The following is a 17524-nucleotide window of genomic DNA, read 5'->3' on the forward strand; positions in this document are numbered from 1 at the left end:
AACAGCTATGAAAAACAGTAAGTTATGGTTTTGGGCTTTTATATTCTGTGCGGTTTTTCCCCTCTGGGCACAACTGGGCGAGACTCCCGGGTCCGGTTATGACGGCCAGTACAAAAGGGTGCAGGTGGCTTATTTGAAAACCACCAGCATTGTATTTGAATATCCGATCAAGAGCGTCGATAAGGGAAGCCAGGAGGTTTTGGTGCAAAAAGCAAAAGCGGTGGAGAATATTTTGCTTGTAAAGGCTGCCAGGGAAAATTTCAAAGAAACCAACCTCACGGTGGTGACCGCCGAGGGAAAACTTTTTGGGTTTATTCTCTGTTATGACGAGCTGTCACCTGACCTGAACCTGGTTATGGAGGGCAGCATGACCCTGAATCAGGAAATTTTATTTTCAGCAGAGAATGAAAATCAAAAACAGCTCGAGCAGTACGCGCTTTTGGCCCTTTCAAAAAAGGCCACAATAAAAGGGCTGAAGACCCGAAAGTTTGATATTAAACTTGAAGTGAGCGGGCTTTTTATCCATCAGGATGTTTTGTATTACAGGATAGTCCTTGGCAATGCATCCCCGATTAACTATGATATCGACCAGTTGCGTTTCTTTATATGCGATCAGAAAAAATCCAGGCGAACGGCCTCTCAGGAAATCGAGATCACGCCCTTATTTGCGAGCACCAAAGTATCTAAAATACCCGACGTGTCAGAGGTAACTGTGGTTTTTGCCCTGCCCAAATTTACCATTCCCGAGAAGAAATACCTGACCATTGAGCTTTTGGAGCGCGGTGGAGAAAGGCAAATCGGCCTTCATATTAAAAATAGCGACCTCATGGAGCTGCAAGTGCTCAGTGGTTTATAAACAAGTACTAATTTAAAATTAAATGTCATGAACGAGAATAATTTCCAGTATCTGCGCGATCAGTTGCTCTACACCGGATTTGGTGAGGCACTAGAATTAGAATTAAAAGAGAAATTAAAGCAAGGGGCCCCAAGCTTTACCCTTTACCATGAGACTTACCCCGAGGATCGTGTGGCCAGGGCTACCCTTACCTTTAATAAGGCCAAGGATTCGGATATGTATTTTTTTAATTCCTATAAAGTAGAGATGCAGAAAGAAAACATATCCGATAGTCTGACCCATACGTTTTATATCGGAAAATCGGGCAATATCACCCTAAAGGAGGCCCAGAACCTCTTGATGGGCAGAGCCATCAACAAAGACCTGCATACCCGCGAGGGCCACAGCTTTAACGGTTGGGTGCAGATGGATTTTAAACAAACCGATGAGCGCGGGAATTTCAAGCTGCAGCTCTACCATGAGAATTATGGCTACAACCTGCAGGGCACCCTGGCCAAATACCCAATAAAAGAGCTGCAGAATGAAACCCTGAGCGAGAACCTTTTGCGCTCGCTGAAAAAAGGAAACCTGCAGAGCGTTGTTTTTTTAAAAGACGGCAAAGAGGATCGGTTTTATATCATGGCCAGTCCCCAGTTCAAGACCATCGAAATTTACGATAGCGATTTCAAGAAAAGGGACAACAGGCAATTTAAGGATATAAAACAGCTCGATGTAGAATATGATGTAGTGGGGGAGTCAAAAAAAAAAGCCCTCCATGAGGATAGAAACCAGCCTGAAAAGCCCAAGCAAGCTAAAGCAAGAACAAATAACAGGTCCAATAAACTCTGATAATTTCAAGGTTTTTTTGGAATTCTTTGCCGCCGTGGAGAGGGATCAGAGAATCAGCAACACCCATTTGGGGATTTTTGCCTCACTGCTGCAATATAGCCTTTGCGGCGGTTTTATAAATCCCATTAAGGTCTTTAGCTATCAGATTGCGTCCATGGCCAAAATATCCGAAACTACTTATTTTAGGTGCATAAAAGAGCTTAGTGATTATGGTTATTTAAGGTATGAACCTTCCTACAAGCATAACAAGCCCAGCTGTATTTATTTCTTGGCAGATTAAAAAAAGCCCTCACACGCAGGGACACTGTATCAAAAGAAAGGAGTTGTACTGGAATGTTATGCGCTTTTTTTTCAAAACCGGGATAAGGGGGTTGATCCCGGTTTTTTTCTACTGTTTTTTTAAAACGCTTAATTCCTGGCTGGAAACTTTTATAACCGTACCATGACGCGCGCCTGGCGGAAAGCTAATTTGTGCTGAAATATCTTCCCAACCCTGGGGTGTTTCTTTGACTGCCCCATATTTCTTTTGGGTGTACTTATCAAAATAAACAGTCCAGTTATTGTCTATTTTAACGGCAGTTGGGCCCTCTGCCCAATAGTTTCCGGTAATGGCATCGCTCGCTGCACTATAGGGACCTTTTAGTTTTTTGCCAACGGCTATTTTAATATTTTTCTGAACCGGATTTCGGGTTTCATCTTTTAAATACATTACAAACCCCTGATCTTGTTTTACAATCGACGCATCTATTACATTAAATCCGGGTTCATACAGTAATTTAGTTTTCGAGAATTTCTTAAAATCTTTGGTTCTGGTATAGTAAATTCTGTGATTGTAGCCTTTTTCTTCCGCTGATTTTGTTTGCGAAAATTTCCCATCTATTGTAGAGGCCCAATAGATCATGTATTTTTTTGATTTTTCATCATAGGTAATTTCAGGAGCCCATGTATTTCTTGTTTTTTCCTCGGATGCCATTACAGGGATAAATTCCTGTTTTGACCAGTGAATTAAATCTTTGGATGACGCGTATCCAATCCCTTTATCGGTCCAGCTGACGGTCCAGACCATATGATACAATCCGTCTGGGCCTTTTATAACGCAAGGATCCCGCATGAGTTTATCTTTTCCAACTTCCGGGGTTAAAAACGAAGTGTCATTTTTTAAAGCCGTCCATGTATATCCATCTTCGCTGTAGGCCAAATGCAGGCCATCCTCACCGTTTCCTTTAAAATAAGTAAATACATAAGCCTCTGGTTGTAGCATTAAACTATTGGCGGCTAACCATTTTTCACAGGTTTTGGGCCAGGATGCATTTGTTCCTTCCACGCCCAAACCAAAACCATGGCCCCCGTTTTCATACAAATGCATCTCGGCAGCAACTTTTTCTTTTTTCAAAGCCAGATAATAATTAATGCTGTTTTCAACCGGGACTGCCTTGTCATCTGTGGCATGAACTAAGAATGTTTTTGGTGTGCCGGCATTTACCTGTTTTTCATTTGAATATTGATCCGCTGTTTCAGTGCCAGCATTTTGGCCTAATAAATTATCCTTAGATCCCTGATGGGTAATGCCCTGTTGCATGGAGATAACCGGATAAATTAAAATGGAAAAGTTTGGTCTGGCGCTCGTAGTGTCTTGGGGAACATAAATTTTATCATTGTAATGTGTAGATAAAGTGGAAGCCAAATGACCACCAGCGGAGAACCCCATAATGCCAATTTTGTTCGGATTCAATTTCCATTTAACGGCATTTCGACGAACCAGTCTCACAGCTTGCTGCGCATCCTGCAATGGACCAACAGTTTTATTTTTCATAATTAGATCACTGGGCAATCTATATTTGAGAACAAAAGCATTTATGCCCAGACCATTAAGCCATTGTGCAACTTTAAATCCTTCTTTATTGATAGCCAGCATGCCATAACCGCCTCCAGGACAAATGACGACAGCTGTTCCATTAGATTTTTGCGGATCAGCAAAATAAGCTGTAAGGGTAGGTTTGGTGACTTTTCGAACATCTTCTGCAATCCCGTTTTTATCGGTCACGATTTTCTCTGAATACTCCTTGGATATAATTTCATCGGGAACTTTATCCCATAATGGAATTTCTTTATTTTGCGAAAAAACGGAAAAGTTTATTCCTAAAGAGGCAAGAACGAATAGTACTTTAACTACGTTTAAATTAATTGATTTTTTCATAAAACTCTATTTCAACAATGCGTAATTGACCTGTTGCACCTACTGCTGTTTTATCCTTATATAAATCTAATTCTTTTGTTGGATCTACTTCAACAATTTTAGAAAAACCATCTTTTTCTGTGTTGGCGCCAATGAGTTCAATAGTGATTTTTTCAGCCAACACGGGTTCTAAGGGAATTGTTATATATCCCAAACTTTGTGTGGTATTTCCTTTAAAAACTTCTTTTCCATCGGCCAAAATTCGAATAGGATATATTTTAGTTCTCCAGCCTGTTAATTTAACTACAATTTCATTTACGATTGAAGGTTTTGAAAGTGTATAAGTTATAGTTCCTGTATTAATATTCCCGTCATTTTTCCATTCAGTTAGCTCGTTGTCGTCATAACTTTTGTAGGTTTCAGCATTATTTGCCACAGAAACAGCATTTAGAATAGATACCGGAATCCTTTTTTGTGTGTAAGAGGGGGTTTTAGGAGTTGGCCCACGCTGTAAATTTGAGGGAAGGCTTGTTCGGGTAAGTGTTTCTGAGAGACCGTTTGTAACCAGTACCGGTTTTGTTTCAAAAGACAATTCAGATGATTTCAATCCGGCTGATTTGGCTGTGATTTTTATTTTTCCGGCCCTCGCCAAAGATTGAATCATAACACGATTGATACCATTTTCTACTGGAATGTCTTTTGAAAGGATATAATTTTTAGGCCCCTGGGCAATTCCGCCCAGCCATGCAGCTGGCCCTTCAATTGAAAACTCAATCATATTGTTGCTGATCGGACAGCGATTCCCGTTTTTATCTACAACTTCAACATCAATTAAAGCAACATCGGCACCGTCGGCCAGCATCCCCTGTGGCTGCGTTCTTAATTGTAGTCTTATCTCTGATGGCTCTCCTGTTGTTGTTTTTACATCTTGGCTTAAAACAGTTCCGTTTTCATCATAACCAATCGCTTTTATTGTTCCTGATTTCCAGTTGATATTTTCAAACGTAAAAAGAAATCCATTGCTTCTTTTTCCAAATCCATTAGAGATTCCATTGATAAATAATTCAACTTTAGAGGTTGTTGAAACTACGTAAATGTTTTTGGTAACAGTCTCAGTATAATTCCAATGCCCTAAAATATGGGCACGATGTTTCTCAACATCAACCCAGCCATCCCAGATGACCTGATGCGCCCAATAACCGTCTTTAGGGATTCGCATCGCATCAACTTCGCCACTTGTTCTGTAATTTTCTTCACCGCGATGGTGTGTATTGGAGTCTGAGAAAATGATGTTTACGCCGCCGGAGTTCACTCTTTTCCCCGTTCCTGGTCTTTCCCGGTAATAATCATACCATCGGATGATATTTTCAATAGCGTGATGATCCTGATTATGGTTGTAATCATTGGCAGGGTTTCCACGATATAAAGGTCCATCGCCTTCTTTATGAAAAGGAGGGGAGAATTCATCCCAATACTTTCGCAAGCCTTCATCTCTTGAATATTCAGTTGCCCACAATGGTTTTCTGGCACTTTTGTTAATATAAAGCATCTCTCCGCCATATTCGGCTTCCTGACTCTCCAGCATCTCGCGAGAGCCAATAGCGCGTCCACCAAAAGGATCATACGTATTTCTGAGACTTTTCATTTCATGCATATGAGCCTCACTAATGGATTCATTTCCGCTTTCATAAAAAATAATGCTCGGGTTATTTCTATTATAAATAATGGCATCCCGCATCAAGTTTACACGCTGTTTCCAGGTATCTCCCTGCGCGTCTTTTTCGGCATCACCAGCTGGCATTGCCTGTAACAATCCAACTCTGTCGCAGGATTCTACATCTTGTTTCCATGGCGTGACATGCATCCAGCGGACTAAATTCCCATTGCCTTCAACAATTAATTTGTTACTGAAATCACTAATCCATGCGGGAACGGACATCCCAATTGCAGGCCATTCATTACTGGTTCTTTGTGCATATCCTTTTATCTGCAGCGCCCGGTCATTCAGCCAAAATTGGCCTTCCTTAAAAGCGGTCTTTCTAAAGCCGGTTTTGGTTGATACTTCATCAATGATTTTTCCATCGACTTTTAAAACCGTTTTTACGGTATATAAATAACCGTAACCCCAGCTCCAGAAGTGCAGATGGTTAACCAGAGTAGCAGCTTTTAAAATTTTTGTCTCGTTTGGCAGAATTGTCGTTTTTTCGCTTGAAAAAGAAGCAATCTTTTTGCCATCTAAATCTTCAATGATAACATCATATTGAATTGTTTTTGAATTTTCAAATTCATTGCGAACTTCTGTTTCAGCATTGATAACAGCACTTTCTGTCGGAATATCAATATTAGTTGGATAGATGTAAACTCCGGTAGTTTTTAGATTGGAGTAGAGCGGAAGTGTTTGATATAATTTGCCTGTAATATGAAGAAAAACGTTTTTTGGAATTCCGCCATAATTAGCATTAAAGTTGATGTTATTCCATTGATAGGATGCTCCTGTGGCTTGCTGCTTGTACTTCCAGTCGTTATCAATTCTAAGAGCAATTGTATTTTCTTGAGGAAAAGGTTTTACCAAATTTGAAATATCAAAGCCAAAGGCCATTACGCCATTTTCATGAAGACCAACTTTTTGTCCATTTAAATAAAGCACTCCCCCTTGACGAATTCCTTCAAATTCAAGAAAAATTTTAGGATCTTTGATGCCTTTGGGAAGTTTAAATTTCTTTCGATACCAAACAATTCCCGTAGTAAGATGTTCAATGTCTTTTTCAAAAGCTTCCTGCTGATTATAAGCATGAGGAAGCGTTACTTTTTTCCATGAATTATCATTAAAAGAAGGAGATTCTGCATCTTTTGAGTCTCCTGTTTTTAGTTTCCAATCGGCATTAAAATTGTATTTTTCTCTCTTAAATTCCTGAGAAAATAAAGCTGAATTAAAAAGAAGTAAAACAAAATACAATAACGCTTTTTTCATTATTTCATTTTATAAATTTCTGAACCGGCAAGTAAAAAACACCCTAATCCGTAATCTTCAAAATCTGGAATTTTATCGTATGATAATGGCTGACCATCTTTAGGCTCTTTTCCGGTTGATTGTAAAAAGCCGAGAAATCCATTAGTATGCAAACTTTCAGTTGTAATTGCATTCCATGCTTTTTGTACAACAGGCAAATAAGCTTCTTTTTTCAAAATTCCACTATTAATTCCGTAGGTTATTCCATAAACGAATAAAGCAGTTCCTGAAGTTTCCTTCTCGCCAAAGTTTGTTGGATCATGTAAACTTACATTCCAGAATCCGTCAGGTCTTTGAATAGGAACAAGCGCGGCTGCCATAGCTTTTAGATCCTTTACATATTGTTCTCTGTGCGGTGCATTTTCAGGAATGATGGTAAGTACTTTTGCCAAAGCGCCAATTACCCAACCATTACCACGGCTCCAGTAACAATCTTCGCCATTTGGTTCTTTGTATGGAGGATCAAAATCGGCATCCCGCCACCACAGGCCATCTTTTGGATTAAAAAGTCCGTTGTCTCCATGTTTGTTTCTGGAATACATATACATCTGGTACATTTTCTCGAAATAACGATTGTCTTTTTCAAGTACTCCCATTTTTGCAAAAACCGGCATTCCCATTTGGATGGCGTCAATCCACGACCAATCGTCCAATTGAGCTGTATTTAAAAGCATATTAATATTGGCTTTTGTATTTTTTAGTTTTTTAGAATCTGGTTCTAAATTGTACAGGTCAATATAGGTTTGAGCAGCACAATAATTGTCAGCATTGCGGGTTGTGTTACCACTATTGAATCCCCATTTATGGAATTCTGACCAGGAATAAGCATAGTCATAATAGGCGTCTTTCGGGAAAATTTCGTGCAGGGCCATGAGTCCTTCATAATAAACTCCGCGTGTCCAAATATTACTCGGACGTTCTTTATTGGTAATAATAGTTTTGCCGGTTTCTGGCCACTTCTGCATAAAATAATCATTGGCCAAAATCATTTGTTTCAGCACCAGTTTTTTATCAAAAGGCTGTTGTGCATTTGCCGTATATAAAAAGCATATAGCGAAGATTAAAAGTAATTTTCTCATTTTAGTACTGGTTATTTAGTAGTTAGTTTTTTGGTTTTAATGGTGTTAGCGTAACAGGCCCTAGTAACCCTGAAGGCATTGGGCTCCATTTTGTGGCGTCGAATTTCTTATAATCTTTATCAACCATATTAATTTCATAGAAAATTTTCCATTCTTCGCCTTTGAGTTCCTTGTCCCTGATTCGGTTGGCAGAAAGATTGGTAACCTGAACTTTTAAGGTATTTTTTCCAGCTTTTAATTTTCCAATATTCAAATTATATGGAACTGACCAGGCGGTTCCAATAAACTGATCATTTAGCCAAACTTTTGCGCTTTCGCGGACATCTCCCAAATTTAAACTCCAGGCTTCTGTTTTGGTATTCGGATTATCAAATTGAAGTGTGTATGTTGCAGATCCTGAAAAAGCTTCTGCCTCAGGACCTAATTTTGTCCAGGATTCTAAATTCGAAATTGTTGCAACTGGAGGTAATTTTGGACCGCCTTTATCAAAAGCAATTTTCCAGTTTCCTTTTAACGGAATAGCGGCAGCAGTTGGTTCGAAGTAATTCCATTTCTTTTGAGAAACCGTGTTTTCTGTTTTTAGAAAATAAGATTGCCCTGGTTCTATTTTAATTTTTACAAGTGTTGTATTGGCGTCTTTCTTTACAATAGCATTCCCATAATTTCTGTTTAACGGATCAAAAATTACAACCTCTTTATTACCAATTTGAATCGGAATAAATTCATCAATTGTTTTAGGAGTGTGATTTACTACATAATATATTTTTTCCCCATCAACATTTCTTCGAATGAATTTTAAACCTGTATTTACAAGTGTTTCAGGATATATTTGAGCATTTTCTAATGTTGTAAAAATATCAGTTGTTGGTTTAACTAGTTCAGTGTTTGCCGTTAAAAGTGTTTTAAGTTCCTGTTCCTGTTTTTGGTACTCATTAAAACCGGGAACAGATTCCGGAAGTCCTTCAAATATAATATTCGCACCCGCTTTCTTCAGCTCAAGGAGTTTCTGCAAAGTGGCAAGCGGCATTTTTTTGCATTCAGGAACAACTAGTGATTTGAAAGTTCCGCCTGGCAGACTAACTTTTCCGTTCACGACTTTTGCCTGGGCAATAAAATTATCTGAAATAAAGTCAACGCCGTATCCTTTTTTTATTAAACTTTTGGTTGTATCATAAAAAGAAGTTTCATACAACCATTCAGATAAAGAATGTATTTTGAATTGAAAAAACAAAGTTCCTTTTTGATATTTGTCCCAAGTATCAAAAATGGGCCAATAAAGTAATATTTCATTATCTGATTTTCCCTGTTGCAACAGGGATTGACAGTTTGCAATATAAGAGAACAGGGCAGGAGCATCCTCCCAAATACTGTTATTGGAATTGAAATTTACAGATGCATAAAATTTCCATCCCGGCCAGGCTGCTCTTTCTGGCGAATAAGTTGAACCATGAAGAAAAATATGATTGACGCCATTCAGCATTAAATCTTCTGCTTCTGGTTTACATTGTGATAAAGCTGTTTTAAAATGTTCTCTTAACCAGGTAAAAGTTTCAGAAGAAACAAGGTTTTTTCCTGAAATGTGAGCTGCAGATGACGAGAATTTCAGCATTACCGGATCTGCATCTCCTTCACGGATATCTTCTTTTTCACGTCTGAAACCCGGAATGTCAAATGGCATAGAACCAAAAGTTTCACATTCGGGAATATCGGCGGAAGCATATAAATCAATTAAATTCCCGGGAGATCCGTGTGCCTGAAGTTTGGTTTTATAGTTTTTTGAATTTGCCCATTGTGTCCAGGGTTTGTCAAATTTATTCAATAATAAATCGCCAATAGTTTGTCTGTAATCACTTTTTATTCGGTTACCAATTTCATTATCAGTTTCACTCAACAATGATGGCATTTGTTTTTTTAAATCATAGCCTCTTAGTTTTTGAAATTCTTCGAAAAAATTAGGCGTAAAATCAGTTCCGTAAACTTCATAACTGTCATTAAAAATAGCCCTGATTTTTCCCTCACGTCCTTTAAAAGCATTGTTAAAAGGAACAACATATTCATTTAAGGCTTCTTCGGAATAATGGTCTAATGTAAAACCGCTCCCTCCAGGAGCAGCTCTTTTTACCTGCTGTCCGGTTTTACCACTAAAAATAGCATATAAGGTATAATCTGTTTTTTTGGCTTTCCATTTTAATTTATTTGGTTCTAATGAATTAGGAATAGAAACAGATTTTCCGTCAATACCTTTATCCTTTGGTTTAGAAAGATTTTTACTCAATTGATTTGTCAGATCAATAACAGATCCGTCGCTTCCATGGGCCACCACATATAACAGTTCTGCAGGCTGTTTTTCTTTACTGTTTTCCAGTTTAATATTTCGATCAATTGTTTCATTCTTTTTCACCTGGTATTTCTCGACAATCAATTTTGTAGCGGCATGGGGCAAAGTGACATGCGAACCTCCATAAGGCCAGCCCGTTCCTAAAACCATATCAACCTGCATGTGGAGACTGTCAGAAATATGAATGGTATAATCCAACATTTCCAGCCATTTTGGAGAGAGATAATCAATGAAATTGCTTTCTTCTCCTTTGACACCATAGATTGGTGTAATTTCTACGCCACCAATTCCGGCCTTATGAAAATCTACAAGGCTCTTTTTTAGGTTTGGTTTGTCTACAGCACTTCCCATCCACCACCAGCGTGTCCATGGCTGATTAATATTCGTTGATTTTGGCCATGGAGAAGTTGTTTCCTGAGCAAATGAATTTATAAAGCAATAAAAAAACAGAAGAATAAGGGAGCAATTTGATTTATTAAATCTCATCATTGTCATTTCAAATGGTTGTCAGTTAGTTAGAAGTAAAAGTAGCAGTAGTTCGTAAAATTGCTATCCTGTAGCATCCTGTTTAAAATGAATTTGTAAAAAGTAAAATGGATAATAAATTTGTATTTTTTATTATTAATTCTTATTTTTTGAGTAAAATAGATATGAAATGCTAAAAAAAATAAGTCAGGTCTTAAACATGCAAAATATAGAATTTACAGGTAAACTATAATGATTTTTTACAAGGAATTCCGCTCTATGTATCGGAAGGGATTTTTAATGAATTCTTTTTTACCGCTAAGGAGTAGTTTTGCTGCTTGATCTCCCATTGCTTGAAAATCAGTACTAATAACTGTTATCCCTAAAAGGGCTTTGAGTGGAGTTTCGTTATAGGAAATAACCCCTACATCAACACCCATGGTCAAATTTTTTGCCCTGATCTGCTGTATTAAATTTACAAGATCGCTGTCCTCAAGGGTGATATAAGCTTCACTGGAATCAAATTCCTGATCAGGATAGATTTCGTCAAGAACTTCAAAATCCATTTGATGTTTTTTGCAAAATTGTACAAATCCTTGTAAAACTGCCTTAGGGTATGGAAAAAGAGATTTGCTTGGGTATACTAATATGAATTTTTTATACTTTTTAACTTTCTCCACACCTTCTTCAAGAGCCTGAGCAATATCTTTTTTATAATCCTGATAAATAGCAGTAAAAGTTCCTGATATTTCAGAATAAGAATTGTCAAGTATTACTAATTTTTCTTTTGGAATAGCTTCAATAGCCTTAATCACCTTTGGAGTATAGTTAACATGGCTTTTGCCTTTGCCTATAAAGTGAGGCATAATGATAAAGTAATTGTAATTATTTATATTTTTTTTCAGGGAATTAATGAAGAGCTGCTCATCGCAATAATAAATATACATGTTTACGCGTCCTTTTAGACCTATGGTATCAACAAAAGCATTATAAACTTCCATTTTATAAGAACTGGGTTTGTTGATAAGAAAGAAAACATCAGTTTTAATATCTGAATTTATATCACGCACAAAGTTTCCAACTCCTTTTACAGAGATAACGAGGTAACGGTCACGTAAAACTTTGTATGCTTTTTCGGCAGTATCCCTTGACATTGAATTTTTATCACTTAATTCATTAATTGAAGGAAGTCGCTGCCCTGTTTTTATTATTCCCGATTCGATATCAGCCGCTATACTGTTTGCTACCTGAATAAATTTAGGAACACTTGAATGTTCTTTAATATTGACTATAATGTGTTCTGTCTCTGGGATCATACTGAATAATAAATGTAATAATTCGACAATAAATAATAAAATTTAGACGGATTGTAACACCACAAAGCATTTGCAATTAATCTTGAATTTATTTCTGTAAAATAGTTAATTTTTTGATTTAGTTGTATTTAAAGTCTTAAAATAAGCTTATTAATTTGCCGCAATATATTATATAATTCTTTATATAGTATCCCGTACTGTATGTTAAAATTTAAACTAATAAAAAATCAAAAAAAGTAACGACTAATAGAACGGATGAAAGACGAAGAAGCTGGTTCAAAATGTGGTGAAATATTTTAAAAGTGTCTTTGTAATGTTTTTATTTCTCAGTTTTTTTAGAAGATAAATATGATATATGAAAAAAAAATGATCTTTTATTTTGATATTATTAGTTGTTGCAGTAATGCTTTGTTTAATATTGAAAATCAATAAGTTGAATAGTTTTTTTAGTTAAAATAAGCATAAAATAATTTATAAGATACTGAGAGTTAACAGGATACTACAGGATGCTGTGCAATCTTCTTCTAAATAGATTTGGGTAAACTAATTAATTAACCAAATTTAACTTTTTATGAAAAACAAATTTAATCTTTTGCTGATCATGGCCTTGTTTGCGCTTTTGCATACATCAGGCTATGCGCAAAACAAAACGGTTACAGGAACAGTTACGGATCCGTCCAAACTCTCTATTCCGGGAGTTAATGTAATTGTTAAGGGAACAAATCGAGGAGCGAGTACCGATTTTGATGGAAAATACAGTATTTCTGTAGCTCCTGGAGAAACTTTGACCTTTTCGTTTGTGGGATTTATCAAAAAAGAACAAGTAATTGGAGCTTCAAATAGTTACAATATTTCTTTAGATGCTGAAAGTTCAAATTTAAATGAAGTTGTAGTTATTGGCTACGGTACCCAAAAGAAAAAATTAACTAGTGGTGCCATATCTGGAATTAAAACAGAGAATTTTACAGAAAGGCCAATTTCAAGAATAGATCAGGGTTTGATCGGACAGGTAGCAGGGGTTCGTGTTAAGCAAACGACAGGTTTACCAGGACAGCCTTTTAGTATCGAAATTAGAGGTTCAGGTTCTATTACTGCCGGAAACGAGCCATTGTACGTTGTAGATGGATTTCCTATTTATACCGAAGGATCAAATTCTAATGGAGGGTTTTCAAACGGAAGTCCATTGGATAATATGAACCCTAATGATGTTGCTTCTGTTGAAGTTTTAAAAGACGCTGCTGCAGCTGCAATTTATGGTTCCCGTGCTTCTAACGGTGTGGTTATCATCACAACAAAAAAAGGAAAAAAAGGAAAACCACAGTTTACTTTTAATACTTACGGAGGAGTTAATAAAGAAGCAAACAGAGTTGATATGCTTGATGCTCAGGGATGGATTAACCGTGCAAAAACAATGATTGACGGACAGTGGCTTGGATCTGGAATTACAGGTGCTTCTGCCAGCCAGACTAATGCTGAAAGAATTGCGGCTTATAATTTAAAAAATCCAACAGCGCCTCTTATTCCAAGTAATAGCAGATATTATACCTATTTGTATGATGACAGATGGGATATTCCAGGTCATCCGGGATTAGATTATATTGATTGGCAGGATAAAGTTTTTCGTACCGGAGAGTTTAGTAATTATCAATTAACTGCTTCTGGTGCTACAGATGCTGTAAATTATTATGTTTCTGCAAACTATCAAAAAAATACCGGATACATTGTTGGTACCGATTATACTCTTTTTTCGGGGAGAGCAAATATTGATGTTAAATTATCAGAAAGTTTTAAGATGGGAATCAATTTAGCGCCATCTTATTCTATTAAAAATGATCCGGGAGTTGAAGGAAAAGATAATACTTTGTTTAAAGCCCTTACTGCAACTCCGGTTTTTGAAAGTGCTTCAAATGCCGCAGGAGAAAAGTATACAACAAGATATGCATGGGGATCAAGTACAACCAATATGCTAAATGCACTGGCCAGAACGGGTAGAAACTCGATGTATAGAACTTTGATTTCTGGATATGCGAATTATCAATTTGCGAAAAGTTTTACTTTCAAAAGCACCATTAACTTTGATAACTCAGATAATGTGAATGAAAGCTATACGCCAAATGATGTAATTGCAAGTATAAGAGGAGCTTACAATACCTACAGAAGGCAAAATATAGTTAATGAAAACACCCTTACTTATGATAAAACTTTTGGAGACCACAGTTTTAACGTGCTTTTAGGGCAATCTTTTAATAAGTATGAAATTACAAAATCTACAATGTCTTCAGGAGCGCTTTATAACAGCTCAACTATAGAGACATTGCCTGCGGGATCTATCGGTTCAACAACTGCAGAAAAAAATACATTACTTTCTTATTTCACTCGTCTTCAGTACAATTTCAAAGAAAAATATATTCTGGCAGCAAGTATAAGACGTGATGGTTCTTCGAAATTTGGTACAGAGAGAAGATGGGGAACTTTTTCATCTCTTTCTCTGGGATGGAGAGTGAAACAAGAAGCGTTTTTACAGAATGTTGACTGGCTAAGTGAATTAAAGTTAAGAGCCAGTGCAGGTACAAATGGAAGTAATAATATTGGAAGTTATGCGCAGTATGCAACCCTTGGGACATTTAATTATTCGCTTGGTGGCGCAGCTGCAGCTGGTCAGGGAGCAGCCTCGATTCCAAATTCAGATCTGCATTGGGAAGAATCAAAAAGTATAGATTTTGGTTTGGATTTCGCATTTATAAAAAACAGACTTAGCGGAACATTTGAAGTCTATAGAAAAAATAATAACGAATTGCTTTTAAGAGTTCCGACTCCAAGTTCTTCTGGTTTTCAAACATTTCAAACCAACATTGGTGAAGTACAAAATCAGGGATGGGAATTTGAGATGAACTCTCTAAACGTTAAAACATCTAGTTTTGAATGGAGAACATCAGCAAACATTAGTCATAATGAAAATAAAGTGGTGGCTTTAGGTCCGGGTCAAAACAAAATTGAAATTAGTAATTCTTTTGATGGAGGAATTCCTTTTATAAAATTAGAAGTTGGCAAACCAATGTATACCATTTTTGGATTAAAACAAGATGGAGTAGTTAGTCAGGCGGATATAGATACAGGCGGAACCACTATTGGTGGGAACAAATTGGTGCTTGGAGATCCAAGATATGTTGATCAAAACGGAGATAAAAAAATTAACTCAGAAGACCGTATAGATTTAGGAAATCCAACTCCAAAATATACATGGGGAATTACGAACACTTTTAAATACAAAGACATTGATTTGAATATTTTAGTTCAGGGACAAAATGGAGGAACAGTTTACGGATTAACAGGACGTGCTATTGACCGTACCGGAATGGGATCTGTAGAGAATTCTCTAAACGTTGACCCTGCAGTTAGAGGAAACTGGAGAACTTCTTTTGGCTATCAGGCAAACTCTGACTGGTTGTATAAGTCTGATTATATAAGCGTTAGAAATATTTCTATTGGATATAATTTAAGACAAGCATTAAAAGGGATTAAAAGAATTGATAACGCAAGACTATATGTAACAGGTGAAAACTGGTTTTATTGGAACAAATACAAAGTTGGTTTTAACCCTGAAGCGGTAAATACTTCAGGAAGTTCAAACTCTGATTTTGCTGTACCGGTTGATTACGGTGGAGCGCCTTTGGCAAAATCTTTAGTTATCGGGCTTAACATTAATTTTAATTAAAAGAAAATGAAAAAATATATTTATTTAATGGCAGGCGCTGTATTATTTGCGCTGACATCTTGTACAGATGAGTTGAATCAATTGCCGTTATCGCAAGGGACAATTGAGAATTTTTATGCTACTCCGGGTGACTTTGTCCAGGCGAGAAATGCCACTTATTCAGTAGCTTTTCACGGAGCAGGAACCTATGGTTATGCAAACAGGGTTTTGAATCTGAGCGAAGTAAGATCTGATAACTTGTTGGCAACAACAATAGCATCAAGAGATTGGGAGGGAATCAATAGTTTTTATACATCTATTAGTTCTAACACTTATGTAAAAGAAGCGTATACAAGTAATTACAATGCAATATACAAGGCAAATCAGTTACTTGAAAAACTTGCAGAAAAAGGTGATGCAATCTTTACAAATCCTGCTGATAAAACAGCAATGGTGGCTGAAGCTCGTTTTTTAAGAGCGTTTTGCTATTTTGATTTGATTAGATGGTTTGGGAGAGTGCCTTTAATTGACAGAACAATGACGATTCAGGAGGCCTCTAAAGTGGGCAGAACTCCTGTAACTGAAATTTATGATTTAATTATTTCGGATTTAAATCTGGCTATTGCAGATCTTAGTCCAACTTATGATGCAGCTAATTTTGGAAGAGTAACAAAATATGGGGCAAAATCATTACTAGGATTAGTTTACATGACGCGTTCCTCACCAAAATACGGAATTGATGGTGCAATGCTTGGATTGAACGAATGGGATAAAGCCTATAAAGAGCTAAATGACATTAAATTAAGCGGACTGTATACCTTTGGAGCAGATTACGCAGCCATTTTTAAAACAGAAGGTCTTGCAAACAAAGAGAATGTACTAACTATTCCGTACACACAAAATATTTCAACTCCGGTTGGAGGAAACTTTATGGTTGAGTTGGGATATGAGCCTTATTTTGCTTCAGTAAATCCATCGGCAGGGCAGCAAGGATCCTTAGAAGCTAAACCAATTTCGAAAGGGTTTTTAAATATGTTTGCGGCGACTGATAAAAGAAAAATTGCGGGTATTGCTACAAGTTATACAGTAGCTTCGGGAACTTACAAAGGAAGTTATACAGAGCCGGTTTTCATAAAATATATAGACCCGACAAGATACGGAAACGGTCGTGAGGACTGGGGTGTAGATTTTATGGTAACACGTTACACTGATGTATTGATGTTAATGGCAGAATGTACATTACATGGCGGTGGTGGAACTCAGGCAGATGTAGATGCAATTGTTAATCAGGTTAGAACCAGAGCGGGTGTACCGGCAGATGCTGTAAATATCACTTTGGATCAATTGTTTGACGAAAGAAGAAAAGAATTCTTTTCAGAAGGTACAAGATGGTTTGATTTAATCAGATCAGGAAAAGCGGTGACCATTATGAATGCATGGAGAATAATTGAGGATACAGGTAATAAAATTAGAGTAATCGACAATAACTCGCTATTGTACCCTATTCCGTTGCAGGAACTTTTGGCTGTGCCTGGACTTTATGATCAAAATCCTGGATACGATTAATAACTAAGTATTTTATTTTTTTGTTTTAGAAAGAAACCGTTTCATTTTTTGAGGCGGTTTTTTTTGGATTTATTTAGTTGAAAAAACAGAAGGCTTTTTGTTTTACATAAGCAACTTTAAGGTTTTTTAATTGAAATTGTTTTGGTGCTAAATATGTAGTGTTTTTAGTCGTATTTTTTATATTCAATAGAAATTT

Annotated in this window: 9 protein-coding genes; 4 read left to right on the top strand and 5 right to left on the bottom strand. The window is 36.9% G+C overall.

The genetic code is table 11. From position 1 onward, the window contains the following. The first annotated feature begins 7 nt into the window (after nucleotides 1–7). Nucleotides 8–856 carry a conjugative transposon protein TraN gene (gene traN, locus ASC72_RS16325; RefSeq protein WP_056192928.1) on the top strand — a complete coding sequence of 283 codons (849 nt, stop codon included), beginning with the start codon at nucleotides 8–10 and terminating at the stop codon, nucleotides 854–856. Nucleotides 857–883: 27 nt separating this feature from the next. After that, nucleotides 884–1684 carry a hypothetical protein gene (locus ASC72_RS16330; RefSeq protein WP_056192933.1) on the top strand — a complete coding sequence of 267 codons (801 nt, stop codon included), beginning with the start codon at nucleotides 884–886 and terminating at the stop codon, nucleotides 1682–1684. 388 nt (nucleotides 1685–2072) lie between these two features. Here ASC72_RS16330 and ASC72_RS16335 read toward each other — a convergent pair whose 3' ends face one another. From ASC72_RS16335 to ASC72_RS16355, 5 genes are all read right to left on the bottom strand, one after another. After that, nucleotides 2073–3881 (bottom strand): prolyl oligopeptidase family serine peptidase, encoded by a 1809-nt coding sequence (locus ASC72_RS16335; RefSeq protein WP_056192936.1) that lies wholly within the window; start codon nucleotides 3879–3881, stop codon nucleotides 2073–2075. Continuing rightward, nucleotides 3865–6831: a sugar-binding domain-containing protein gene (locus ASC72_RS16340; RefSeq protein WP_056192938.1), complete on the bottom strand. Its 2967-nt coding sequence runs from the start codon at nucleotides 6829–6831 to the stop codon at nucleotides 3865–3867. The genes ASC72_RS16335 and ASC72_RS16340 overlap by 17 nt, the downstream gene beginning before the upstream one ends. Further along, a complete protein-coding gene (locus tag ASC72_RS16345) occupies nucleotides 6831–7949 on the bottom strand; it encodes a glycoside hydrolase family 88 protein (protein ID WP_056192941.1) in 1119 nt (372 codons plus the stop codon). Before ASC72_RS16345 ends, ASC72_RS16340 begins: the two co-directional genes overlap by 1 nt. A gap of 22 nt (nucleotides 7950–7971) precedes the next feature. Beyond that, nucleotides 7972–10773: a glycosyl hydrolase gene (locus tag ASC72_RS16350; RefSeq protein WP_056192944.1), complete on the bottom strand. Its 2802-nt coding sequence runs from the start codon at nucleotides 10771–10773 to the stop codon at nucleotides 7972–7974. Between the two features lie 239 nt (nucleotides 10774–11012). Beyond that, entirely contained in the window at nucleotides 11013–12068 is a 1056-nt protein-coding gene (locus tag ASC72_RS16355; RefSeq protein WP_056192947.1) for a GntR family transcriptional regulator, read from the bottom strand. A gap of 571 nt (nucleotides 12069–12639) precedes the next feature. On the opposite strand from ASC72_RS16355, the gene ASC72_RS16360 reads away from it, so the two are divergent. Both ASC72_RS16360 and ASC72_RS16365 read left to right on the top strand, forming a co-directional pair. Continuing rightward, nucleotides 12640–15783, top strand: coding sequence for a TonB-dependent receptor (locus tag ASC72_RS16360; RefSeq protein WP_056192950.1), 3144 nt, complete (start codon nucleotides 12640–12642; stop codon nucleotides 15781–15783). Between the two features lie 6 nt (nucleotides 15784–15789). After that, a complete protein-coding gene (locus ASC72_RS16365; RefSeq protein WP_056192953.1) occupies nucleotides 15790–17328 on the top strand; it encodes a RagB/SusD family nutrient uptake outer membrane protein in 1539 nt (512 codons plus the stop codon). Nucleotides 17329–17524: the final 196 nt, after the last annotated feature.

This window comes from Flavobacterium sp. Root420 (assembly GCF_001427905.1).
In the GTDB taxonomy this organism is placed as follows: Bacteria; Bacteroidota; Bacteroidia; order Flavobacteriales; family Flavobacteriaceae; genus Flavobacterium.

Coding starts and splice junctions, on each gene's coding strand:
- traN (WP_056192928.1), top strand. CDS start 8: ATGAAAAACAGTAAGTTATGGTTTTGGGCTTTTATATTCTGTGCGGTT.
- ASC72_RS16330 (WP_056192933.1), top strand. CDS start 884: ATGAACGAGAATAATTTCCAGTATCTGCGCGATCAGTTGCTCTACACC.
- ASC72_RS16335 (WP_056192936.1), bottom strand. CDS start 3,881: ATGAAAAAATCAATTAATTTAAACGTAGTTAAAGTACTATTCGTTCTT.
- ASC72_RS16340 (WP_056192938.1), bottom strand. CDS start 6,831: ATGAAAAAAGCGTTATTGTATTTTGTTTTACTTCTTTTTAATTCAGCT.
- ASC72_RS16345 (WP_056192941.1), bottom strand. CDS start 7,949: ATGAGAAAATTACTTTTAATCTTCGCTATATGCTTTTTATATACGGCA.
- ASC72_RS16350 (WP_056192944.1), bottom strand. CDS start 10,773: ATGAGATTTAATAAATCAAATTGCTCCCTTATTCTTCTGTTTTTTTAT.
- ASC72_RS16355 (WP_056192947.1), bottom strand. CDS start 12,068: ATGATCCCAGAGACAGAACACATTATAGTCAATATTAAAGAACATTCA.
- ASC72_RS16360 (WP_056192950.1), top strand. CDS start 12,640: ATGAAAAACAAATTTAATCTTTTGCTGATCATGGCCTTGTTTGCGCTT.
- ASC72_RS16365 (WP_056192953.1), top strand. CDS start 15,790: ATGAAAAAATATATTTATTTAATGGCAGGCGCTGTATTATTTGCGCTG.